Raw genomic sequence first — 23,637 nt, forward strand, 5'->3', positions numbered from 1 at the left:
GAGAAACATTGGCAGGCAACGGCTTACCGACCACCCGCTTTTCGGTTAGTAACGAACGCGCTGCCAGCGTCGAATTGGAACAATGCGTTGCTTCATTTGTTGTCATTCTAGGTGATCTGTTCACGGAAGTTTTCCGGTTTGCTTGCTTATGTGCGTCGTCGGCAGCATCGACGATGACCAAACTCGAAATCACGCAGAAAGGCATGTCATGAGTCCGCCGGACGCAAATCTCAAAAAGCAGGAGCGTCGCCACATCGGCCCATTGATCGGAATGGCCGTGGTGGTGATCTTCGGCATTGGCATCATTGTCTACTGGATGGGTGAGGAAGTCGCCACGGCGCCAGAAGACGAGGGCACCGCAGTTGAGGCACCCGCCGCAGATAATGGCGCTTCCAGAGATGTGGATCCCGCACCCGCAGAATGACTGACGCAGCAACTGACAAATGAGGGAATACGCCAAATGGTTTCTCGGAGCCTTAATACCACAGCCGCCATCATGGGTCGTCCCATACACGCGATGCTTGTCAGCTTCCCCATTGTGTGTTTCACGCTGGCCCTGCTGACGGATCTCGCCTATTGGCAAACCGGTATACTGATGTGGCAGCATTTCTCGTCTTGGCTATTGCTGGCCGGTTTGGTGATGGGCGGACTTGCCGCAATCGCGGGTTGCATCGACCTCATCGGGAGCGCGCGCATCCGTGCGATCTCTTCTGTCTGGGTGCATGCTGCAGGCAATGTCGTGGTTCTCGCACTCGCCTTAGTCAACAGCCTTGTACATGCAGGAGATGGCTGGACGGCGGTCGTTCCTTGGGGATTGGCTCTTTCAGCTGCCACGGTTTTAATAATGCTGGTCACAAGCTGGTTGGGCAGCGGCTTGGTGCACCGACATGGCGTGGGGGTTTCACGCCATGATTGATTGTTCCGCGACTGACCGCATTCCGGGCTCACTTCCGGCCCCGATTACACTGAGAATGGCCTGCTTGGTGATAACTATGGCAGTCACAACTTTGCCAATGTCTGTCACTGCGCAGGAGAGCGGATTTGATGTCTCCAGCCAAATTGGCCCGAATCCGGTGCTGCCAGAACCACGTATGTCGTTCCTGCCCGATATGAAGCTTGCCGAAGTGGTCGGCTGGCAGGAGGACGAAACGCCGACGGTCCCCGACGGGTTCACTGTAACGGTCTATGCAAAGGATCTTGTGAATCCGCGCACGGTCCATACCCTTCCCAACGGCGATGTGCTGGTCGTACAAGGACGAGGCCCGTCAGGTAAGCCGCTGCTTCGGCCCAAGGACTATATCCGGGGTTGGGTGATGAGCCTTGCCAAGGGCGGAGGAGGAGGGCCGAAGAAGGACAGCAATCTGATTACCCTGCTGCGCGACACGGATCGTGATGGCGTTGTGGATGAACGTAGTGATCTGCTGACTGACTTGAATTCTCCTTTCGGAGTGGCTTGGATTGATGACACCCTTTATGTCGCGGCCGCCGATGCCATCCTGTCATATCCTTACAAGTTAGGCACGCCAGAGATCACCGAAGAGGCAGAGATTCTCACGCCCTTGCCCGGCGGGCCGATCAACCACCACTGGACCAAGGACCTAGCCCTAAGCCCTGATGGCACGATGCTTTATGCATCCGTCGGGTCGAATTCCAATGCCGCTGAGCGCGGCATGGAAGCCGAAAAGGGCCGTGCAGCGATTTGGCAGGTCAATCGGGGGACAGGCGCGAGCAAGATATTCGCTTCCGGCCTGCGCAACCCAAATGGGCTGACCTTCGAACCTGAAACCGGCACGCTTTGGGCGGTCATCAATGAACGCGACGAATTAGGGCCTAACCTCGTGCCGGATTACATGACGTCGATCATTGATGGCGGGTTTTACGGCTGGCCTTGGAGCTATTTTGGCGATCACGTGGATCAACGGGTCTACCCTAGGCGCCCAGACATGGTCGAAAAGGCGCTATCGCCTGATTACGCCCTGTCGAGCCACGTGGCACCGTTGGGCATGATTTTTTCACAGGGTTCCGCGATGCCTGAGCCATACGCCAACGGTGCGTTTGTCGGTGAACACGGCAGTTGGAACCGCGATCATTTTAATGGATACAAGGTAAGCTACATTCCCTTCGAGGACGGCAAGCCGGCTGGGAAAGCGGTCGCATTTGTCACCGATTTCCTTTCAGGGGAGCAAGCGCGGGGTCGGCCGGTCGGCGTTGGCATTGATGGGACCGGTGCATTACTGGTGGCCGATGATGCTGGCAATACGGTCTGGCGGATAGCCCCGTCGGACGGCACCGTGACGTCCGAGCCTGTCGGATCGGACGGGCAGCGGCTGCTCGCAGACGCTGGCGCGCAAAATGGCGAAGACCCTGCACCGGCAACCACGAAGACAGATTCAGAAACCGTAGAGGATCAACAGCAGAAGCCGGAAAACGAAGAGAATGGGAGTGTGGAAGACAGCATCAGCGAGGGCGGCGCTGCTGACGCTGTGTCGCCTACGCCACTGACAACTGTCCCCGCGGTCAATCCCGATGCGGATCAAAACTCCGGGCAACAATAGGGAGATTGGTCTTAGCCGACGCCGCCTAAAGGTACTGGGCTCACTTCTGGTGACCTTACCCCAAGTTTACATGGCGCCGGACCCAAAAACCTTAGGACCCTTTAAGCTCTAATCACCAAGATAGAGATCCAGTGGAAACCGCGGAAATCGGACCATGCCGTCAGGTGCTGTCTGGTGTCTGGTAAACCCGTATCGACAACTTGACATTGCCCCCCCATTCATAACCACCCTGCCCAGTATGGTTGATAGCCATAGTGGGTGTACATCCGTTCTTCATATTCCCGATCTAAAGTCATCGAGGGATCGAACCCAGGCGCGGCCTTGACCCTGTACCGGGTGACATCAACGAATATTTTCCTGTCGCTCCAATCGATTTCGCGCAGCCAATGCGGGGAAATCAAAACCATCTTTCCAGGCCACCAGTTTTTGGTGTCGATCATCAGGTAGCGAATGATCCATTCAGTTTCGTCGATCACGAAATTCTCAATGTGACCAATGCTGCCGTCAGTGGCTTCGACATAGTAACCGGTCACCTCACTGATACTGCGAAGGTGGGGATCCCCGTGCTGACTTTTCTCCGTCGCCTCCGGCTTATCAGTGCGAATAGTCTTCTCCGGGACGACTGCGCCAACAGGCTGCATTCCTCCGACCAGCGCGTAGCCATACCCGCTGTCCCAGTACGGGCTCCACCCGTAGTGGCCATAAATATCGGCCTCAAGTTGATGGGATACCGGCTCGTCGGTTTCAAGTCCGGGAGCCGCCTCTATCTCATCGAGATTGAGGTCGACAGGATACTCGCGCACGGAAGGGTCCGGGCTCCCAAGCGCAGATGGAGGCAACAGAACCTTACGGCCCGGAAGCCATTTGCCAGTATCGACAACCATCCACCGAAGAGCAAAGTGCCGATCGTCAAAGAGAAGATCCGTAATTGAACCGACCGTGCCGTCCTTCGCGCGGAGTTTATATCCAACAATATCATAACTGCGTTGCATGGTTACTCCTCCTTGTAGGAACAAACACATTGCCCAGTTTGGGTCAAATATGCCTTTAACGCTTCAGCGTACTTCGCTGTTCTTCCCCGCGTCATCAGGGCTCTTAGAGGCGCAGATTGCGAAAGGCAATTTAAGTGCGAAACTGGTTCAATTTCGGTTATACGCTAATAGTTTAACTCGGGTTCAGGAGCATGGTTCCGTCCCGCGAATTGTTAAATTCTTTGTTTTGAAGACCACGCGGCAGCCTCTGGGTTTGGCGTCAGGGGGCGATCCCGTCAGCGATGAGCAAGACTCTCGCGGAACGCGTCGACGACCGACTGACAATCGTTCAGAAGCGACTGCCTGCTTCGCCGGATCAACCAACCCGAATTGCAGAGATCCAGACTGCTGCCGCCGCGCGGTCTGTCCTCTGAGCGGCCGTCGCGACCGTATCCGCACTCGATCAATACCTGCGGCGTGGACGCTACGCCAGCATGCTCCGCTTCGCCCTCTCCATCGCCATCACGATTTGGGGAAGGTACTGGCCCAGAAAGTTCCTCGCTGGGTAGAGGAGCACACCATGATCTGTCAACTCCAACTCGGTCCCCACCGAAGATGCGGCACTTTTTTCCGACGCACTCTACCCGCAAACGACGACTACCGTTGCGCCAAGAGCGACAATGGCCACCACCGCCCACAACCCCATCTGAAGTCTTGTCATATACCCAAGATACCTCGCAGTTCTGATAGTGCCCGACGGAATGGTCTAATTTTGCTCTTCCGCTTTGGCTCAACCGCAGTTACGGGGCGGCGGTTGTCGCCGGGCCCATGAGGATAGTGTCGCAAATAGTGGCGACGGTTTCTAGTGTCATGTAGCGCTGTATGATTGCCCACTCATTATTCTGCTGTAACTCAAACATCGGAGCGCCAACCAATCGCGTGAACGCGGCCTCGTTTGGAAAGATATCCACGGCATTGGCCTAGCGTTTGATTTCGTTGTTTTGGCCCTCTGGACTGGTCCTGTCATAGTTTCGTGCCGCCCCTAATGCTCGTTTAAGCCGCCTTTATTCGAAGACCAATCAAGCCAAAATTCCACACTTACATTCTTAGCAATCGCAAGGCTGGTCAAAATCGCCAACGGCATCATCAAAACGACCACCTTGGCTGCTTCAGCCCGCCAAAAACCGGGTTCTGCCACGAAGCCTCGCCAGAGGTAATCTAATGGACACCCTATCTGGCTATGCTGGAACATTTTTCGCGCAAGACAATAACTTGCGAAGCGAAGTGCATGAACAGTATCGCCATAATCCTCGGCAAAGCCATCAGCCGCACATTTTTGCACTGCAGGAAGTAGACTCGCGTCGCCGGACATCGTCCACATCCGAGGCGTTTGACTTTCTAAGCGAGGAACTTGGCGGCAACACCCATGCAACCCGCCTGATCCGGGCTGTGGACGGAGACTATGGCCATGCGGTGATAAGTTGCTGGCCGATAGAAGCCGCACGCTTTCATGACATCTCCTACAAGCGGCGCGAACATCGAGTTGCGATCGAAACAGTGGTGAATACGCCCCATGGTCCGCTGCAGATTGTGGCAGCACATCTTGGTTTGAGCCTTCGTGAAAGACGCCAACAAGCTGAAAAGCTTGTGGAGATCGTCCGGAAGGGTAATGAGTGTTCGGTGCTGATGTGCGATCTGAACGATTGGGATTGCTGGAGGTGCGGTGCGGCGGATACTGGACAGACAATTCCCGGGGCACAGCCACATGAAGACGTTCCCTGCGTCCCGACCCATTCCCCCGCTGGACCGCCTATATTGCCGGCCCAAGTCGATACTGCACCGATGCTGGACAGATCGTACAGCCCGGCTTGCTTCCGACCATCTTCCGGTTGTTGCTGAATTGAACTTGGGAAACTGCCCATAGCGCAACAAAATCGTGGCCAAGGTGCCTGACACCAATGTCAGTGACCGCATTGCATCCGTCATCCATCTGGCTGTTTATTTTAATTACAGCGATGAGGCGCGTCCCAGCTGGATGTTCATGTTGTTGGAACAGTCCGGTCAAGCCTACCGAGCAACATGGCAATGCTGTTTATGGTTTTTAGGGTCATTGAACACCCTTACCGAAAAGGAACGTTTAGCGCCGTTACCGGGTTTAACCCCATGCGCGGCGCGTTTTCGTTTGGTTGGCTTTCGCCAAATTCTGTGGGCGTGCCCTCAACCCTAAACTCCGGCGGAGGATACGCCAATGCAAGGATGCAAGCTCATCACAGTCTTTGGTGGCACCGGCTTTCTTGGCAGTCGTGTAGTCCGGCATCTCTTAAGGGATGGCCACCGGGTTCGGATAGCTGCACGTCATCCGACCAGCGACCCAGAACTATCGGATAGCGGTCGGGCCGAGACGGCCCGAGCGGATCTGTTCAAACCCAAGACTCTTTCCGCAGCGCTGAACGGTGCCGATGGCGTGGTCAACGCCACCAGCCTTTATGTCGAAAAGGGTGATCTAACCTATCACGCTGTGCATGTGGATGCTGCCGCGCGGCTCGCCACGCTAGCAAACCGCGCGGGGATACGCAGCTTCGTGCAGTTGTCCGGGATTGGCTCGGACCCCGATGCCGAGAACAGCTACATTCGTGCCCGCGGACGAGGCGAGACAGCCGTGCAAGCGGCGCTGCCAAGCGCAACAGTTATTCGGCCTGCCGTCATGTTCGGTGACAGCGACGCACTGCTGGGCACAATACAGGCCGTAGCGCGGTCACTGCCGGTCTACCCCCTGTTCGGGGCGGGCGGCACACTGCTGCAACCGGCCTGGGCGCAGGATGTCGCCCGGGCCATTGGAAAGCTGCTTGTGTCCGATAGCGGTGCGCCCTGCTACGAATTGGTAGGTGCAGACACGCTTACCTACTGCGAACTGGTGGAAGAGGTCGCCCGCGCGTCGGGGCTGCGCACCCACCCCATACCAGTCCCGTTCCCAATCTGGAAGCGACTAGCCACTATCGCCGAACGGCTGCCCGGCGCCCCGTTGACCCGCGCGCAGGTTGCACTGATGCAGATCGATAATGTGGCGTCGGGAGCTTTGCCAGGACTCGCCGATCTCAGCATTACGCCGAAAGGCATCATCGGTTATCTTCATGAGCGGCAAGAAAGCAATTGCCAGACCTCGAAACGGTAGCGGATGATCAAAACGAAGGGCGCGTTCTCCCGAAGGCGACAGCCCACGAAATAGTAGTACGTAAGCGCGCTCAAGGTAGCAGAACAGTTTCTCGTTACTACAATCTTGGACGGTGGTGCTCGCCCGTGCGGTTTTACCGAGTTCTGCGTGTGATTAGTTCCTGAGCTGTACCGTGAGCATCACCACGACTGCTGCTCATCGACGTTTATTTTACTGAGAAAGACATGCTATGCTAAGTCGTCCTCTACAAATTGATTGATAGGTGGTAATGTAAAGTGCCGGTGCCATTCCCGCAGGGCGGTCCCGGTTGAGAGACACCGCACGCAGTGCTCTTGCCCCAAAGCGCGAGAGTACTTTATGCCCAAAGCCTTTTCCTGCCCATTCAATCACTCCAATCTCATTGCCACCCTATCCGAGGCGGGTCGTGCTCTAGTCGAGCCGCACCTGACGCCGGTAAAAATGGGCGTGGGCATGACGTTGGAGAAACCCGGCGAACCTATCGAACTCGTCTATTTCCTGAAATCTGGTGTGGGATCGACGGTAGCCTTCAGCAAAAACGGGCGGCGCATCGAAACGGGGCTTTTCGGCTATGATGGCATGTCGGGAACCGCAGCGGTACTGCAAACCGGGCATGCCTCCCATAAGACTTTCATGCAGGTCGCCGGGGAAGGCATGGTGATTGAACCTAGCAGGCTGCAGGACCTGATGGAGCAAAGCCCCTCATTTCAAGACCATCTGCTGCGATACGTGCAGGCGATGATGACGCAGACTTCGCAAACTGCACTGTCGAACGGGCAGGCCAAACTGGAAGAGCGGCTCGCACGGTGGCTGCTGATGTGTCACGATCGGATCAGCGGCAACGAGATGGACCTGACCCACGAATTTCTATCGATTATGCTGGGTGTACGACGCGCTGGCGTGACGGTCGGAACTCATATACTTGAGGGCAAGGGACTTATCCGGGCCAAACGTGGAAAGATTATCCTTCTTGATCGCGAAGGCCTGGAAGCCGAAGCGCAGGATTCTTACGGCACGCCGGAAGCAGAATATACGCGTCTAATCGGGTTTCACCCGACCAATTCCGAAACGTCAAGAGCCGGGGTTTAAACCCCAGTGCTCGCTTCCTTTCGTTTTGCGGGATGGGTAGGAGTCTGGGCCAAGGTTTTCATAAGCCCTGCAACAAAATCGGCAACAAATCTGGCATCCTGCGGCTTTGCTAAGCGTGGAACGTCGTGAAATTCCAGGTCGATTTCAGATTTTTCGAAACTGGTGAAGAAAACGAACGGAATTTCGAGGGCTTTGAGCCGTTTGGCAACCGGATAGCTGGTGCCATCCTGCAGTTCGACATTCAACAAAGCAAAATCGAGAGAGCTTTCGTCGATCACTTTCAGAGCGCTGACAGAAGAGCTGGCTTTTGCCAATACGGTCATTCCTGAATTCTCTAGCTCAGAAGCCAAGTCCGTAGCGACCAGAACATCTTCCTCCGCTAACAGAACGCGGATTTTACTCATGAGATTTCCTCCAAACGGGTTGTGCCCTTCGTCTCGCCGACGAAAGACATGACCATTCAACTCTTGTGCCGTCGCTTGACATCATGGGAATGCTCCGGGCCCCGGTTTTATACAAAGCTGCGGGACGGCGAACTGAATGCCGTTTGCAATTTTATGAACGGCTTTCTTTTTCTGTGGTTTGGCGGGCGAGATTGAGCTTCTTGCATAGCTTTTCTGCCTCTTTTGGGTTTTCCAGTCATAGTGACGATAAGAAATTCCCCCCGTTTCGGTTTCCGAGACAGGACGAATCGCGAAAGAGATACAGACACCCTAGCACCAATTTTAGGCAGGCAGCTCTTATTCCGATGCGCCTGTGCGAAATCGTACAATCTGTTTCGCAATAAGACTGTCAATATATTTAACTATCTAATAAGGTTATAGAAATCTAGGAGCTAGCCGGATTTGTTCACAAACCTCGGCGCGAATACATGGAACTTCAGGCTGATTAATTTCGTTCTTCTGGCAACTACCATTTTGGGTGAGCCGGTAGCGGCTAAGCATCGCGCTTCCACCGGCTAGAGCTTCTTGAGTAGAATTCTCCGCCTACACAAATGCGATGCACCAAAGGAGTAATAACATGACTCGGATGAAATCAGCGTACTTTATGGTTGCAGCTTTGGTTCTCGCAGGGCCGCTTTTCGCTCAGCAGAGCGCTATTGATGATGCGGCGGTCGTTTCGCTTAGTGATTGGCGCTATGATGATCTCTATACAAACGGCGTAAGTGCTAAGGACTTAATTGATAGAGATGTTTACGGACAGACCGGTGACGAAATCGGCGACGTTGAGGATATCCTGATTGGATCGGATGGCCAGGTTCATTCTATCGTCGCAGAAGTCGGTGGCTTCTGGGATATTGGTGATACGCATGTCAGCATTCCCCTCAACAAGGTGGACATGTCAAATGGTCGGATCATCGTTCCCATCACTGAGGATACCGTCGGCGACTACGGTTTCTGGAACGACGAAGCTGTCCAAACCGGTGCGGTCGAATCCGACATCGTAGAAGGCGTTGATGATGAGCCGATCCCACGTGCTTGGAGAGCGTCCGAATTAATCGGGGACTATGCTCGGCTTCGGAATGGTGATGGCTATGACGATTACGGATATGTCAGCGACCTTATCCTGCGAGATAACAAGGTAGCGGCCGTGGTCGTTCAACCTCGCGCAGGATATGGGCCGGGATACCGTGCTTATCCCTATTATGGCTACAGTTCAGGTTGGGATGCTGGCAGTTCCAATTACGACATGCCTTATACCGAAGATGATATCCGCGACACGGAGCCTCTCGACTATAATCGCTTCGACAACTCAGTTCAGCAATAATTCAATCAGCCCGCTCGGCACTATCGAGCGGGCTATTTCAGAAAAAGGCCGAAAGGGAGACTTCAATGCATAGATACATCATTGCCGCCGCAGCGCTTATCGCAGCCCCTGCTGCCGCTCAGGATGCGGCATCGATTAAAGTCGTCGAAAGCGTTAAATATGGTGAATATCTCGCGAACGAAGCCGGGAGACCAGTCTATCTTTTCACTGCTGACACCCGCGCTGCGGATGGCAAAGCGGCAGAAATCTCCTGCACAACTGCAGAATGCCTGAATGCGTGGCCTTTGGTGGGGGCACCGGACACGCCACAGGACGGTGTCAGGGAAGATATGCTTGGAACAGTGGACTACGAGTTGTGACTTATCACGGGTGACCCCTCTATTACTTTACCCGCGATGAAAATGCGGATGCGCCGCAGGGGCAGGATGTCGAATCCTACGGTGATGAATGGTATCTGATTACGCCTGAGGGAGATAAAGTTCACGCCGAATGATGGGCATTTTCCAGTTGAACTGATCAAGCCGCGCGCTGGCCTGCCGCGTGTGCGCGGTCTTTGTCGTATCAGGCCAGGAAGGGCCTCAGACGCTGCAGGCTAAGCTTTCGACACGCTGTCGTACCTTCAGTCCGGCGGCAGTGGCAAAATCAGCCGCATTTTATCAAGCCATAACCCAAACCGCGAAATATCGCGCCGTGCGGCGGCCGTCCTCAGTCCCCCCTGCGCTCCCATATTTCCTTTCTCTCAGCTTTTTTCACAGGTGGGGGTGATATTGTGGACTATGGGACTCAACTCAGCACCCTTGGCGATTGCGTTATTGAGAGTGCTCCGCTGGATCATATCGTTGTGTGAAGAGTTGATAGAATACGCAACAGGGGAGCTCAGAAGCATGACAGAGAACAAACCAGTTGTAGTTGTTACCGGCGCAGCAGGTAACATCGGCAGCAAGCTTAGCAAGGTTCTTGCGCACAAGCATCGAGTGATCGGCCTCGACCTTCCGCAGAACTGCGAAGGGCGGGAAGGATTGATCGGCTGCGACATCACTGATCCGGGATCGACTGCGCGGGCCATAGAGAAACTGCACGAGGCAACAGCTAACGAACCTATTGCATCAGTCATCCATCTGGCTGCCTATTTCGATTTCAGCGGCGAAGATCGCCCGCAATACGAGGCGGTTAACGAGGAAGGAACGCGCAACCTGCTGCGCGCCCTGCAAGATATCGAGGTTGAACAATTCGTCTATTCGGGAACCATGCTTGTACATCAGGCGGGACGCCCGGGTGAACGGATCACCGAGGATACACCGTTGGCCCCCGGATGGGCCTATCCGCAGTCAAAGGCCCGCACCGAAGAGATTATCCGCGAAGAAGCAGGCGATATACCCACCGTCTTTCTACATCTGGCCGGGCTCTATGACGACGAGACCGCAGTACCTACGCTGAGCCACCAGATCGCCCGCATCTATGAGCGCAGCTTCAAGGCGCATGTTTATTCCGGCAATACCGATGCCGGACAGGCATTCATTCATCTCGATGACATGTTGGAGCTTTTCGTTCGCGTGGTGAACCGCCGCACCGAGCTGCAAGCCGGAGAGATAATTCTCGCGGGTGAGCCAGATACGGTGAGCTATGACGCGCTACAAGAACGCATTGGGGAATTGATCCACGGTGAAGACACTTGGAGAACGTTTGTCCTGCCGGCTCCCGTGGCTAAGTTGGGCGCGAAACTTGAAACAGAGTCCGAGCCGGTGGTGCCCGATACCCTTGATCAAGGGGAAAAGCCATTCATCCGACCCTTCATGATCGACATGGCGAGCGATCAATACGCGCTCGACATCTCAAAAGCGCGTCATTTGCTGGACTGGGAGCCGGAACGGCGCATCATGGACCGGCTGCCGACGCTGATCAAGGCATTGAAGGATAACCCTTTGGGTTGGTACCGCGCAAATGGCATCACGCCGCCGCCCTGGCTTGAAGCGGCAAGCGAGCGGGTAAATGACCCTGAAGCGTTGCGCGCGCGGCATGAGACGGAATATCGCGATCAACACCGGGCTAACCTTTGGGGCGGCTGGGCTAACGCTGGCCTTGGTCTGTGGTTGCTGACATCTCCACCTTTGTTGGGCGTAGAGGACCCCGGTATGATCGTCAGCGACGTGATCGCTGGGTTGCTGCTGTTTGCCTTTGGTATGCTATCGCTGTCCTGGCAGATGCCTTGGGCCCGGTTTGGTGCCGCAGTTCTGGGCTGTTGGATCATGTTTGCGCCGCTGGTCTTCTGGACGGACAATGGCGCCGCTTATCTGAATGGCACCCTCGTCGGCATGCTCGCCGTGGCCTTCGCGCTATGCCTGTTGCCGGTGCCAGGGGTTTCGCCAGTGGCCGCACAAACCGGGCCGACAATTCCCAAGGGCTGGGATTACTCTCCATCTGACTGGTTCCAACGCCTTCCGGTCATCATGTTGGCGGTCGTCGGCCTCCTCGTCTCCCGTTATCTCACAGCCTATCAACTCGAATCCATTGGCGGTGTTTGGGAACCGTTTTTTAGCGGCACCTTGGAAGGGAAGAACGGAACCGAACAGATCATCACCTCATCCGTTTCCGAAGCTTGGCCGGTGCCAGACGCTGGTATCGGTGCGCTGACCTATGCATTGGAAATCATCGTTGGTACAATAGGTTCGGCGCGGCGGTGGCGCACGATGCCATGGCTCGTGGTGCTGTTCGGCATTATGATCGTGCCGCTGGGCGCAGTGTCGATCTTTTTCATCGTGATCCAGCCTATTGTGATCGGAACCTACTCAACACTAGCCCTGATTGCCGCCGCCGCGATGGTCTGGCAGATCCCCTATTCGCTGGACGAACTGGTCGCGACCTACCAGTTCCTGCGACGGCGTCACAGGGCTGGCCAGCCTTGGTTGCGGGTGTTTTTCACAGGCGACACCGATGAAGGCTCCGACGCCCGCACGCTGGACGATTTCGAACGCAGCCCCCAAGTGATCGTAAAAGACATGGTTTCAGGCGGGATGACCTTTCCCTGGACGCTTATGGCATCACTCGCGCTCGGCCTCGTGCTGATGCTGTCGCCGCTGCTTTTCGGATGGGACAGCGGGACCGCCGCGACGAACCATGTCGTGGGCGCACTGGTCATCACCGTGACCGTGGCCGCACTCGCGCCAGTGGCTCGGCTGGGACGTTTTCTAAACGTGCTGATGGGAATAGTCCTGCTTTTTGCGCCTCTGGTCGTCGGAGCCAGCTGGGAGGCCCTGTTGTTTTCCGCGCTTGTGGGTATTGCGTTGATCGCGCTCAGCATCCCGCGCGGCACGGTCAGAAGTACTTACGGAACTTGGGACAGGTTCATTAGGTAGCATAATGGTTCCATTCAATGATCTCCCTCTAGTTGTTGTTGTCGTAATATTCTGCATCGCAGCGGGGGCCGTTTGGTTCGCGGGCATGCGTTTGTCACGCTATGCAGACGGGATCGCGCGTGAATTCGGGGTTGGGCAGGCGGTGCTGGGGGTGATCCTGCTGGGCGGGGTCACTTCATTGCCGGAAATCGCCGTGACCGGTACGGCGGCGATCAGCGGCAATGCGGCGCTGGCGGTCAACAACCTGTTAGGCGGGTTCACGATGCAGGTCACGGTGCTGGCGTTGGCCGATATGGCAATCCGTCGCAACGCCCTCACTGCGACCGTGCCCGACCCTATCGTACTCCTCCAAGGCGTGCTGGGCATCATCCTCATTGCTGCGACGATCACTGGCATCGGCGTGGGCGATGTTTCCTTCGCCGGGGCAGGCCTCTGGACATGGGGCATTGCCGCTCTTTTCGTCTATGCGGTGCGTATGGTTGCCCGCACGCAGGACAACCCTGGCTGGGAAGTGATCGGTGAACCGCCCTCTCCCGATATTGACGTGAAAGACCCCAAAGACGACCTTTCACGTCTACAACTGATGGGTGCGACGGCGGCAGTAGCTCTGGCGATTCTGACCATGGGATATCTTCTGGCCACCAGCGGCGAAGTGCTGGCTGAACGCACGGGGCTAGGCGACAGCTTTTTCGGCGCAGTATTCATCGCCATTTCGACATCCTTGCCGGAAATCAGCACCGTGCTCGCTGCGGTCAAACTAGGCCGCCACGTGATGGCAGTGTCGGATATCTTCGGCACCAACTTGTTCGACATTGGCGTGATATTCTTAGTTGATCTGTTCTATCCGGGCGGCGCGGTCCTAAACGAGGTTGGAATGTTCTCAATTGTCGCTGGACTGACTGGCATTGCGGTCACAGCCGTCTATGTGGTCGGCCTAATCGAGCGGCGCGACCCTGCTCTTTTTGGGATTGGACTCGATTCCTATGCGGTTACCATTATCTATATCGGAGGAATCGCGCTGTTGTTCACGATGCGATGACGCCCCAGAAAAAAGGAGGCTGACATGACCGAACCCGAAAAACCGGCGCAAGATGGCGCGGATCTGCCTGAAATTGGAGAGAACCTGACCCGCAACGAGATCATGGACGTATTAGCCGATGAGGGCTATCCGGCGGGTGGACGGAAAGGCTGGCTGAAACAGGTTCTGACTCGGTTGGCAATCGAGCAGCGCGAAAGTCCGAACGGCACCCGCGCCGAACTGGTGGACGAGATCACCGATATTCTAAACGAAAACGTCCCGGGCGACCCCAAAGCGGAAGATAGCTTGTGAGAAGCTGCTTCTGTGGCTCGGCGCGAAACTTCTCTTTTCAGCGACTTTCGCTTCATTTCTAGGGACCGATATGGGGATCTAAATTCCATACAACGGATGCCACAGCGAGACACATAATCATCGCAACACCAACAGGGAGATACCAATGGAACCGAACCAATATGAAGAGAAGCACGATTTTATCCGGCAAGCCAATGAATTTCTTCTTGAACTACGTCAGCGTCCACTTGTGTAAACGAAAATTTAAACTGCGCTTCTATGACGCCGCAAAGCGCGAGATCGCACCCGGCGTTGATCATTGGTCACACAAGGGGTTCAATAACCGCGCAGAAAACAGCCATCTGCCCATACGGAAACGAGAGCGGGTAATGCAGGGCTTCCGATCACCGGGTGGATTGCAGCGCTTCGTCTCTATGCATTCCACAACCCGCAATCGTTTCTCCGTACCTGCCCGCCGTCGTCGTTCCGCTCTCACCATCCGCTACCATCGGATAGAAGCATTAAAAGCGTGGAAATCCGCGGCATATGCCACTTGATCAACGACTGGCATGCCAACTTGAAAACTCGGCGAGTTAACGTGACAACACCACGTGCCATGATATTCACTCATGAATGACCTATGGAGATTGTTGCACAATGATCGACGCTGTCGGCTTCAATGCCGCTTATCTGGCGCTTGGGATCCTAGTGCTTCTCTTTGTTGTGCTCACGTTGGAGAAATTCCCGCCCGAGGTCACTGCGTCGGGAGCGGCGGCCCTATATATCGTGCTGGGACTGGTGCCTCACGATGGGGTGATGAACGTCTTTTCAAACCCGGCCCCCATCACGATCGGGGCCATGTTCATCGTTTCGGGCGCGCTGGTGCGCACCGGCGTTTTGGATGCGTTGGCAAATCTGGTGATCAATCGCGCACAAGATCGCCCCCTGCTGGCCGTGGTGGTGTTCTTGATTTCGGCGGTCGCCGCCTCAGCCTTCATGAACAACACGCCGGTCGTACTGGTTCTCATTCCGGTGGTCATTCGGCTGGCAAACAATTTGCAACTGGCCCCGACGCGGCTGTTGATTCCGCTCTCTTACATGGCGATCCTTGGCGGTACCTGCACGCTGATCGGAACGTCCACAAATATCATTGTCGATGGCATCGCGCGCAAAAACGGGATGGAACCGTTTTCGATCTTCGAGATCGCGCCCGTCGGGCTGACAGCCACGCTGGTCGGAAGCGTATCCCTACTAATTCTCGGACGTTGGCTGCTGCCCCACCGCAAAGCGGATATCGCCGCCGGCGGCGATCGAGAAACCCGGTACCTGTCTGAAATCACGGTTCTTGAATCCTACCCACATGTCGATGCCCCTCTGGCCAAGATCGCCGATTTTGGCCGTGATGGCGTGCAAGTCAAAGGTGTGAAGCGTGCCGGCAAGATCAAAAGGAGCGATCTGGAAGATTATGTTCTGCAAAAGGGGGATGTGGTGATCGTTGTGACCACCACATCCGAGCTGTTAACCTTCGTCGAGAAAGCGGGGCTGCGAGCCGGAATGCAACGCACATCGGATCCCGATCCCGATGAAGTGCTATTAACGGCCGAAGCCATTGTAACTCCAAAACGCCGCTCTGTTGGAAGGAGCATTGCCGATCTGGCGCTTGGGCGCAAAGCAGGCGTGCGTGTTTTGGGTGCGTTCCGGCATGGGCATATTGCTGGGCCCGATCTCTCAAGCGTGCGCCTGCGCGCTGCCGACAAGCTGCTGCTGGAAGGACCCGCCGACGGCTTCCGGTCGCTGGCCGAGGTCGGCGACGTGGCATCGATTACCCAGCCATCAGGTCGTGCATTTCGCCGCAAGCAAGCACCGGTCGCTATTATCGCGCTGCTTGGGATTGTGGTCCTCGCGGCGCTGAATGTCATGCCTATCGGTATTCTGGCGCTGGTCGCCGTGGCCGGGATCCTGCTGCTGCGCTGCATCGACAGCGACGAGGCGTGGCAATCTGTCGACGGCTCGATCCTTGTGCTGATCTTTGCGATGCTGATCATCGGGACAGGGCTGGAACACACGGGAGCGGTCCAGCTGATCGTCGATATGCTTACCCCGCTACTGTCCGGGCTGCCGCCTTTCTTGACGCTATTGGCGGTTTACTTCGTGGCCTCCATTCTAACCGAGAGCGTCACCAACAATGCTGTGGCCGTGGTGTTCACACCCATTGTCATTGCGCTAGCGCCGGAACTGGGCGTCGATGCGCGCCCGCTTGCCGTGGCCGTAATGGTCGCCGCGAGCGCCAGCTTTGCAACGCCTATCGGATATCAGACGAACACACTGGTATATGGCGCCGGAAACTACCGGTTCACGGATTTTCTCAAGATAGGCATTCCGATGAACGTCATCGTAGGGCTGACCTCGTCCTTCGCGATCAGCATCTTCTTTCCTCTTTGAAACTGTGGCTGCGGCAATTGCCGGTATTTCCGTTTCTTGCCGGATGCCCTAAAATCGATGATCCGCTAGCCGTCGATGAGCTGTGTCGTTGTCGACGGCCCCATTCCTTCCATTCATCTATTCAAGCGCATCAATGTCCAGAGGCTCGCAACCCGCAAGGTCTGAAATGCTGCAAAACGACAAATGACGAGCAATCTGGCACAGGGCAGAACGATGCCCCTCTTAAGTTGGCGGGGGGATAGAACAGCATGACCCGCAGGTCATGCACGGCAAGTTTTTGGCTTTTGATTATCGCCAACATGTGGACCAGATGCTGCATCCGGAGATGCTGCCCTTTGTTCTACCGCTGGTCGCTATCCAGCTTATGTGCTTGATCGCAGTGATGACCGACACCGCTCTGGCCGAAGAAAACGCCCGCCTGAAAGCCCGTTTCCTCGAGAGGCGGCGCTCGTGGATGCGGTCGAGGCTCAGAGGTGGCTGGAAAGCATCGTCAGCGAATTGCGCCGGGAGAAGTTCGGGCAGAGATCCGAAAAACTCGGCCCGGAGCAGTTCAATCTGCCGCTCGAGGATGTGGAACTGGGACCAGGGCGTTCTGGACGTACCGCAGGAGAAGGCGCGGCGTGCGCTGAAGGGACAAGATGCTGCTGAGAAGGGCGCCCCCAACCGCAACAGCGGGTCCTGGTCACCCGGCACGGTGATCCAAGCGCATGCGCCGGAACATGTTGTGCGGCCGCCACTTTCCATTCTACCGCGAAGAGGAAATCTGCACCCGACAGAGGATCACGCTGGACCGAGCGACGCTCGGCATCTGGTCCGGCGCGCCTGCTTTCACCCGCGCCCGATCGCCCATCACCTGAAGGAGCGCCTGAAAGGCGTGGACCGGATCTTCATGGGCGAAACCCGCGCCCCGGTTCCGGGAGGGCGAAAAACGAAGACCGGATACTTCTGGGCCATCGTTGGAGACGATCGGGGTCACGGCGCACTGATCCTCCCATAGTGATGTTCCATTATGCGCCAAGTTGTGGCGCCGTGCATGCGCTCCGCTTCCTCGAAGGCTATCGCGGGAGCTTCGTGCAATGCGACGGCTATGAAGCCCATGACTAACTCACCAAGGTCAATCGGACCGAGCGGCCATGGACGCTGGTCCATTGCTGGACCCATGCGCGCCGACACTTCGTGAAGCGTCTGGAAAAGGACGGCCGCCGGTCGCCGAGGAAGCCCTGCGTCAGATCGCCGAACTCTATTCCGTTGAGAAATCCTTGCCCGCAAGGGGCCCCCAAACCCGGCTTGTCGTCCGACGGGAGCTGGCCGACCCGATCATCACCGCCATCCGCCCTTGGCTCGAGGCGCAGTTGTCGCGTATTCCGCGTTCGTCAAAGCGGGCTGAGGGCATCTGCTACACTCTTGCGCGCTGGCCCAGCTTGACACGGTTCCTGAACGACGGGTGTCTGGAACCGGACACCAACCCGGTCGAGAACCAGATCAGGAAGATTGCTCTGATTCGGAAGAACGCCCTCTTCGTTGGACACGAGGGCGGCGCAGAGAGCTGGGCATTGCTTGCCAGCCTGATCGCGAACTGCAAAATGTGCGACGTCGATCCGGTCAGTTACCTCTCCGACACGTTGCGCGTATTGCCCGGTTCTGTCGCAAAGTTTTTGCGGTTGGTTGGACTGGCTCGCGCATGGTAGGTGCGGGCTTTTGAGCTTGATAGAGAGTCACCGCGTGACATGTGTTTGAATATATCGCGCCGGTGCGTACGATGCTAAGCCATTGCGAAACCGCGAAAGGATTGCTCGATGATTGACGCATACGCCCCCGACACCCCTGCCCTTTTGCTTGATGAAGCGCGGATGCAACGGAACATCGCGCGTCTTGCTGACCATGCGGAAAAGCTTGGCGTCACGCTGCGGCCGCATCTGAAAACGGCAAAATCCGTCGATGTTGCCCGCCAGCTCACCGGTGGGGCGCCCGGCCCGATTACCGTGTCGACATTGGCCGAAGCCGAGGTTTTCTTTGCCACAGGCCACAGCGATATTCTCTACGCCGTGGGGATCGCGCCGCAAAAGTTGAAACGCGTACAGGCGCTGCGCCAGAGGGGCTGCGATCTAGTCGTGATCCTCGACAACGCAGCCCAAGCGCAGGCCGTGGCGGAGGCCGCCGTCCCCGCTATGATCGAAATCGACTGCGATGGTCACCGCGGCGGGCTGCGCCCGGATGACCCGGCACTCGTTGAGGTCGGACGCATCCTGTACGCCGTCGAATGCCTGCGCGGTGTGATGACCCATGCGGGCGAAAGTTATACGGTCCGGGGCCGCGAGGCCCATGCCAACTTCGCAGAACAGGAGCGCAAAGCCGCTGTCACCGCCGCCGAAAACCTGCGCGGCGCGGGCCTCTCCTGCCCCGTGGTCAGCATCGGCTCGACCCCCACCGCCCATGCCGCGCGCGACCTGACAGGCGTGACCGAACTGCGCGCCGGTGTTTATATGTTCTTCGATCTGGTCATGGCCGGGATCGACGTCTGCACCCAAGATGACATCGCCCTGAGCGTTCTGACCACGGTCATCGGCCACCAACCCGCAAAGGGGTGGACCATGATCGACGCAGGCTGGATGGCCATGTCCCGCGACCGGGGCACGGCGGCGCAGGACGTGGACCAAGGCTACGGCCTAGTGTGCGACGAGACTGGTCAAATCCTGACCGACTATTTCGTCGTCAGCGCCAATCAGGAACACGGGATCATCGCGCAGCGCGAGGGGGCAAACCCGCCGCCGCTGGACCTTCCCGTCGGCACCCGCCTGAGGATCCTGCCCAACCACGCCTGTGCCACCGCCGCCCAGCACGACCGCTACCATCTGGTGCGGCAAGACGGCGGTCCGCTTGACGTTTGGCCGCGTTTTAACGGCTGGTAAGAAGCAGAGCATAACTCGCATCACAGAAGCCCAATCAACCGTAACCGGCACGCCCAAGCTTGTCTTTTCAATCTAGTATTAAGATTGCAGCCTACGCATATGGGCCATTACTGCCAAGCTATACTGGAACCGCGTGGATCCGTTGGCCGTGGGGCAGAAATCTCAAAGCAACTTCACGAAAGTCTACGGTGCGTCCGCAATTTCTCGAATGATCTCCAATTTGCTCAGCCAACTCTTGCGGCAAGTTCCACCAAATAGATGCTTTCACTATTTTTAAGTCACGCCGGGATATATCAATATTTTTCTACCGATCAAAATTCTCGCAAAAAATCCCGTACGATTGAGGCTTTCTGAAAACCGCATGCAGAATGGCCTCTAAATTCAGTCTGAAACATTCAGCGGAGGATAGACCACGGTGCCGTCTGGACGAAGCTCGGCCGCTTCTGACGGTGTCGCCTTGGTGATTTTCTTTGCTGACATGATGTGCCCGACAGAATGACCATGCAGCAGAAGATAATCCGTGATGATCCGCCGGTGACAGCGCCACCAGACTGCCTCAGAGCACATCATTGCGACGATTTTGGTTCGCCCCAGATCGACTAACTCTGCGAAGGCTGTCTGGAACGCGTCCCCAAGGGCATAATCCGCGTAGTTTTGGAAACTGCGGACACGCTTCTAACTGGCGCGTGGCTCGGCGCAGATCGGCTAAGTGCATGGTGCATTGGGAGTGCCAACGTGTAGCGTGCTCTTCATCATCGTGACAGTTGAGCACCGTCTCACTCAAAGGCTGATCTATCGCTGGGAGTTCACGCTATGGGATACTGCCTTAGCTCGATAAGCATTTCATTTGCGCGATGGACAATTTCTTGCTTATTCTCTTCACCATTCGCCCGCTTTGCGTCATCCAGGAGGGCTTCAATCCTTTTCTGGATATCCAACAGTTTTTGCTCTTCAACTTCTGAAGTTTTTGTCCGTCCAAGTTCAGCTCTACGCTCGATTAATGCTTTTTCCAGCTCATGAACCTTTTCTTCAAAATCGCTCTGTTTCACCGGTGAGCTCCTTTCCTAGATATAGTAAAACTAAGCTTCCAAACTCTCATTGCAATCAGCGCAGAGGCGTGCTGCGTATTTTTGCTTATAGAGCTGTCCTCTAGGTCGCTCTGAGTGCTAGGCTTACAATGATCGACAAGCGACGGCTTCTCAGGCTTCCGAGATAGGGTGGCTATCTTGGGCCCTAATTCAAAGCGCTTCTTGAAGTGCCGCTGACTCCTCTATTAGGCCAATATCCGCGCAAGAATCGGCTATAAGTAGGCATTTTATTGCCTCTTCAAATCTGAACGTTGGCAAGACGAAAGTCGGATATTGCGCAATGTCGGGCGTCTTCCTACATCCTGATTACTTGCGTTTGCATGCTTATCAGAGCGTTTGAGCGAATGCCCTTCTGTCCGAAAGCCCCCTCATGAATTACGATCATCTAGCTCTATCAGAGTTCGGCATACCTCTGTCTGATTTCGACATCCGGTTCGATAAAATCACCCATCTGGCTTCGCGCCTCCTAAGCACACCGGTTTCATTGCTCACTGTCATCGACGATACAGCTGATCTCCAGCTTCTAAAGTCGGCAGTAGGTGTCCCGGATGAGCTGCACCAGAATCGTGCAACACCGCTAAGTCATTCTTTCTGCAAGTATGTACGGGATAGCGGAGCACCGTTGTCTTTAACTGATGCTCGGGCCGACCCAATCCATATGCATAACCCCGCAATAGATGCTTTTGGGGTCGTTAGCTATCTTGGCGTTCCGTTTCACGGCGAGCGCGGTGAGCCAATTGGTGCACTATGCTGCATGGATATACGCCCTCGAGAATGGGCCGATCAAGATGTTGAGATACTGATGCATCTGGCTTCCATCGCGGATGATCAGTTCCAGTTGGCCTCTGCCGTCAGGGATCGTGCAAGAGCTAAACTTTTGGCAGAGCGCGCTGCCCTCGCCCGAAGCAGCTTTTTGTCTCATGCAAATCACGAAGTACGTACCCCTCTAAGCGCTATTTCGGGGGCCGCACGCCTTCTTAGTGCCGCTTCAACAGACACAAAGACGCGTAGTCTGGTAGAGGTGATTGATCGAAATACGTTGCGCCTTCGCGCTCTCACAGATGACTTAATCCGTATTGCTGAGTTGGATACGGCCACCGCTTCTATAGAGGCGGAGTCTGTTGACCTTATTGAGCTGATCAAGGATATTTTCGCAAAATATGAGGGTGCGGCCCATTCCAAAGGCTTAAACTTGGTCCTCAGTACCGAGACTATAAATAGCCTAACTTTCTTGTTTGATGCTGCCGTCCTCACCAACGTAATAGATCGTCTCGTATCTAATGCGATCAAATTCACTGTAAGCGGTGTCTGGCCAGCACTTGGGATCAGCTTGACGGCTGGAAATTCCAAGGAAGAAGGTCGTCGATGCGATTGGCAGGATGACCTGACGCAATCGCTTCAAGGGTCGCTTTGAGGTATGCGAACGGTTCGACATCATTGACCTTCGCGGTGGCGATGAGAGATGCGATGCGGCCCCAGGCGTGACCACCTTCGTCGTGACCGGCAAAAAGCGCATTTTTTCGCGTCAGGGCAATTGGGCGGATCAAGTTCTCGACGGCATTGGAGTCAATCTCGACCCGACCGTCGTGCAGAAAGGTTTGCAGCCCGCTCCATTGCCGATGGATATAGGTCAACTTTTCGCCGAGGCGGGACTTCGAGGAGATCCGGCGCCGTTGGTTCTGAAGCCACTCGCCGAACTCTGCAATCAATGGCGCCGTGCGGGTCTGGCGTGCCGAGAGGCGCTGACCGGGACCCATCCCACGGATCTCGCTTTCAATGCGGTAGAACTCCGCGATCCGACGCAGCCCTTCTGCGGCGATCTCTGAGCCGTCTCGATCAAAGACTTCTTTCAGCTTGCGACGCGCGTGTGCCCAACAATACGCGACGGAGATCGGCGCGCCGCCTTTCCGCGACGGGCGCGTCAGCCGATTGTAGCCAGCATAGCCGTCCAGTTGCAGAGTGCCGTCAAAGCCCTGCAAGATCTGTTCTGCATTCTGCCCCGCACGACCCGGGGCATAGGTGAAGACAACGCCTGGTGGATCATCTCCACCCCATCCTCGGTCGTCGCGCGCCAGTGCCCAAAGGTATCCGGTCTTCGTGCGGCCTCGACCTGGGTCCAGGACGGGGGCCGTTGTCTCATCCATAAATAGCTTGCCGGACTTCTTTAGATGCTCAGCCAAGCGGTCCACGACAGGGCCAAGATGGAAAGCCGCTGTGCCGACCCAATCGGCCAAAGTGCTACGGTGGATATCGACGCCGGAGCGGGCAAGGATTTGGCTTTGGCGATACAACGGCAGGTGGTCTGAGAATTTGCTGACCAGCACATGTGCGATGGCACCCTCAGTCGGCAACCCGCCTTCGATCAGATACGCAGGAGCCGGGGCCTGCGTGATACCTTCAGCGCAGGAACGGCAAGCATATTTGGGGCGAACGGTGACGATGACACGCAGCTGCGCTGGAATGATATCCAGCCGCTCGGTGCGGTCTTCGCCTATACGGTGCATCTCGCCACATCCGCAGGGGCAGTTCAAACTCTGAGGCTCGACCACCCGTTCAACCCGTGGAAGGTCTGCGGGAAGATTGCCACGGTTACGCCGGGCAGCTTTGCGAGGCCGTGCCTCTGAGAAGGTCTGCTCAGCTTGCTGAGTCTCAACTTCGGCGACGGCCACCTCAAGGTCTTCAAAAGCCAGCTGACGCTCATCCTCGCTTAACTTCTCCGACCGCTTGCCATGTGTGGCGTTCTTGAGTTCGGCAATAAGGTGCTCCAGACGCTTAACCAAAACTTCCAGCTCAGATGTTTTGGTTTGCAGCCCGGTCGTCTCTTGCTTCAGCGATTTGTTCTCGCGCAGCACCGCCAAGACAGCTTCACGCTGGCTCTCGGGGATGGCAGATAAATCGATGGGCGGCAAGTTAGACATGCCCGGATTATAGCTTGATTTACGCCCAAATGGGCAGGCTTTTTGC

23 protein-coding genes and 3 pseudogenes are annotated in these 23,637 nt (G+C 56.1%); 19 read left to right on the plus strand and 7 right to left on the minus strand.

Annotation, left to right across the window (positions count from 1 at the left end):
• Positions 1-208 precede the first annotated feature (208 nt).
• From DSM14862_RS20285 to DSM14862_RS20295, 3 genes are all read left to right on the plus strand, one after another.
• Positions 209-424 (plus strand): hypothetical protein, encoded by a 216-nt coding sequence (locus DSM14862_RS20285; protein ID WP_007121154.1) that lies wholly within the window; start codon positions 209-211, stop codon positions 422-424.
• A 36-nt stretch (positions 425-460) separates the two neighbouring features.
• Positions 461-916, plus strand: coding sequence for a DUF2231 domain-containing protein (locus DSM14862_RS20290; protein ID WP_007121153.1), 456 nt, complete (start codon positions 461-463; stop codon positions 914-916).
• A 76-nt stretch (positions 917-992) separates the two neighbouring features.
• A complete protein-coding gene (locus DSM14862_RS20295) occupies positions 993-2,555 on the plus strand; it encodes a PQQ-dependent sugar dehydrogenase (RefSeq protein WP_243254646.1) in 1,563 nt (520 codons plus the stop codon).
• Positions 2,556-2,773: 218 nt separating this feature from the next.
• On the opposite strand, the gene DSM14862_RS20300 is transcribed toward DSM14862_RS20295, so the two are convergent.
• Positions 2,774-3,547 (minus strand): PRC-barrel domain-containing protein, encoded by a 774-nt coding sequence (locus DSM14862_RS20300; RefSeq protein ID WP_007121150.1) that lies wholly within the window; start codon positions 3,545-3,547, stop codon positions 2,774-2,776.
• Between the two features lie 449 nt (positions 3,548-3,996).
• On the opposite strand from DSM14862_RS20300, the gene DSM14862_RS22005 reads away from it, so the two are divergent.
• Positions 3,997-4,095 carry a cytochrome b6-f complex subunit PetN gene (locus DSM14862_RS22005; protein WP_407705402.1) on the plus strand — a complete coding sequence of 33 codons (99 nt, stop codon included), beginning with the start codon at positions 3,997-3,999 and terminating at the stop codon, positions 4,093-4,095.
• 231 nt (positions 4,096-4,326) lie between these two features.
• Here DSM14862_RS22005 and DSM14862_RS20305 read toward each other — a convergent pair.
• Positions 4,327-4,545, minus strand: a pseudogene (locus tag DSM14862_RS20305) (transposase); the annotation flags it as partial.
• A 23-nt stretch (positions 4,546-4,568) separates the two neighbouring features.
• Positions 4,569-4,898: a hypothetical protein gene (locus tag DSM14862_RS20310; protein ID WP_131541700.1), complete on the minus strand. Its 330-nt coding sequence runs from the start codon at positions 4,896-4,898 to the stop codon at positions 4,569-4,571.
• On the opposite strand from DSM14862_RS20310, the gene DSM14862_RS22010 reads away from it, so the two are divergent.
• From DSM14862_RS22010 to DSM14862_RS20320, 3 genes are all read left to right on the plus strand, one after another.
• Complete coding sequence (locus DSM14862_RS22010) at positions 4,811-5,425, plus strand: endonuclease/exonuclease/phosphatase family protein (protein ID WP_407705403.1); 615 nt, start codon at positions 4,811-4,813, stop codon at positions 5,423-5,425. The genes DSM14862_RS20310 and DSM14862_RS22010 overlap by 88 nt on opposite strands.
• 349 nt (positions 5,426-5,774) lie before the next feature.
• Positions 5,775-6,698, plus strand: a complete 924-nt coding sequence (locus DSM14862_RS20315) for a complex I NDUFA9 subunit family protein (protein ID WP_243254647.1) — start codon at positions 5,775-5,777, stop codon at positions 6,696-6,698.
• 357 nt (positions 6,699-7,055) lie between these two features.
• Positions 7,056-7,805, plus strand: coding sequence for a Crp/Fnr family transcriptional regulator (locus DSM14862_RS20320; RefSeq protein WP_040701818.1), 750 nt, complete (start codon positions 7,056-7,058; stop codon positions 7,803-7,805).
• Here the strand turns inward: DSM14862_RS20320 and DSM14862_RS20325 are convergent.
• Complete coding sequence (locus tag DSM14862_RS20325) at positions 7,802-8,209, minus strand: response regulator (protein ID WP_050770447.1); 408 nt, start codon at positions 8,207-8,209, stop codon at positions 7,802-7,804. The genes DSM14862_RS20320 and DSM14862_RS20325 overlap by 4 nt on opposite strands.
• A 616-nt stretch (positions 8,210-8,825) precedes the next feature.
• Here DSM14862_RS20325 and DSM14862_RS20330 point away from each other — a divergent pair.
• The 11 genes and pseudogenes from DSM14862_RS20330 to DSM14862_RS20380 all read left to right on the plus strand — a co-directional run bounded on the left by DSM14862_RS20330 (position 8,826) and on the right by DSM14862_RS20380 (position 19,585).
• Positions 8,826-9,572, plus strand: a complete 747-nt coding sequence (locus DSM14862_RS20330; protein ID WP_007120855.1) for a PRC-barrel domain-containing protein — start codon at positions 8,826-8,828, stop codon at positions 9,570-9,572.
• A gap of 65 nt (positions 9,573-9,637) precedes the next feature.
• Entirely contained in the window at positions 9,638-9,931 is a 294-nt protein-coding gene (locus DSM14862_RS20335) for a hypothetical protein (RefSeq protein WP_007120854.1), read from the plus strand.
• A gap of 525 nt (positions 9,932-10,456) precedes the next feature.
• The gene (locus DSM14862_RS20340) at positions 10,457-12,925 is read left to right on the plus strand and encodes an NAD-dependent epimerase/dehydratase family protein (protein WP_007120853.1); all 2,469 of its coding nucleotides are present in this window, start codon (positions 10,457-10,459) and stop codon (positions 12,923-12,925) included.
• Between the two features lie 4 nt (positions 12,926-12,929).
• Complete coding sequence (locus DSM14862_RS20345; protein WP_007120852.1) at positions 12,930-13,964, plus strand: sodium:calcium antiporter; 1,035 nt, start codon at positions 12,930-12,932, stop codon at positions 13,962-13,964.
• Between the two features lie 24 nt (positions 13,965-13,988).
• Positions 13,989-14,255: a hypothetical protein gene (locus tag DSM14862_RS20350; RefSeq protein WP_007120851.1), complete on the plus strand. Its 267-nt coding sequence runs from the start codon at positions 13,989-13,991 to the stop codon at positions 14,253-14,255.
• 245 nt (positions 14,256-14,500) lie between these two features.
• Positions 14,501-14,791 (plus strand): annotated as a pseudogene (locus DSM14862_RS20355) (DDE-type integrase/transposase/recombinase); the annotation flags it as partial.
• A 100-nt stretch (positions 14,792-14,891) separates the two neighbouring features.
• On the plus strand, positions 14,892-16,676 hold the full coding sequence (locus tag DSM14862_RS20360) for an SLC13 family permease (protein ID WP_243254649.1): 1,785 nt from the start codon (positions 14,892-14,894) through the stop codon (positions 16,674-16,676).
• Between the two features lie 262 nt (positions 16,677-16,938).
• A complete protein-coding gene (locus DSM14862_RS22050; RefSeq protein ID WP_007120847.1) occupies positions 16,939-17,673 on the plus strand; it encodes an IS66 family transposase in 735 nt (244 codons plus the stop codon).
• 2 nt (positions 17,674-17,675) lie between these two features.
• Complete coding sequence (locus DSM14862_RS21840) at positions 17,676-17,780, plus strand: hypothetical protein (protein ID WP_113075752.1); 105 nt, start codon at positions 17,676-17,678, stop codon at positions 17,778-17,780.
• Between the two features lie 29 nt (positions 17,781-17,809).
• Complete coding sequence (locus DSM14862_RS20375; RefSeq protein WP_007120846.1) at positions 17,810-18,364, plus strand: IS66 family transposase; 555 nt, start codon at positions 17,810-17,812, stop codon at positions 18,362-18,364.
• A 108-nt stretch (positions 18,365-18,472) separates the two neighbouring features.
• Entirely contained in the window at positions 18,473-19,585 is a 1,113-nt protein-coding gene (locus DSM14862_RS20380; protein WP_007120845.1) for a DSD1 family PLP-dependent enzyme, read from the plus strand.
• Positions 19,586-20,107: 522 nt separating this feature from the next.
• Here DSM14862_RS20380 and DSM14862_RS21900 read toward each other — a convergent pair.
• Positions 20,108-20,239: pseudogene (locus DSM14862_RS21900) on the minus strand (DUF488 family protein); the annotation flags it as partial.
• A gap of 152 nt (positions 20,240-20,391) precedes the next feature.
• The gene (locus DSM14862_RS20390; protein ID WP_007120843.1) at positions 20,392-20,634 is read right to left on the minus strand and encodes a hypothetical protein; all 243 of its coding nucleotides are present in this window, start codon (positions 20,632-20,634) and stop codon (positions 20,392-20,394) included.
• Between the two features lie 409 nt (positions 20,635-21,043).
• On the opposite strand from DSM14862_RS20390, the gene DSM14862_RS20395 reads away from it, so the two are divergent.
• The gene (locus tag DSM14862_RS20395) at positions 21,044-22,087 is read left to right on the plus strand and encodes a sensor histidine kinase (protein WP_243254650.1); all 1,044 of its coding nucleotides are present in this window, start codon (positions 21,044-21,046) and stop codon (positions 22,085-22,087) included.
• Here the strand turns inward: DSM14862_RS20395 and tnpC are convergent.
• Positions 21,999-23,591, minus strand: coding sequence for an IS66 family transposase (tnpC, locus tag DSM14862_RS20400; RefSeq protein WP_243254230.1), 1,593 nt, complete (start codon positions 23,589-23,591; stop codon positions 21,999-22,001). The two genes, DSM14862_RS20395 and tnpC, sit on opposite strands and share 89 nt — an antisense overlap.
• Between the last annotated feature and the right edge of the window lie 46 nt (positions 23,592-23,637).

The organism is Sulfitobacter indolifex (assembly GCF_022788655.1).
Lineage (GTDB): Bacteria > Pseudomonadota > Alphaproteobacteria > Rhodobacterales > Rhodobacteraceae > Sulfitobacter > Sulfitobacter indolifex.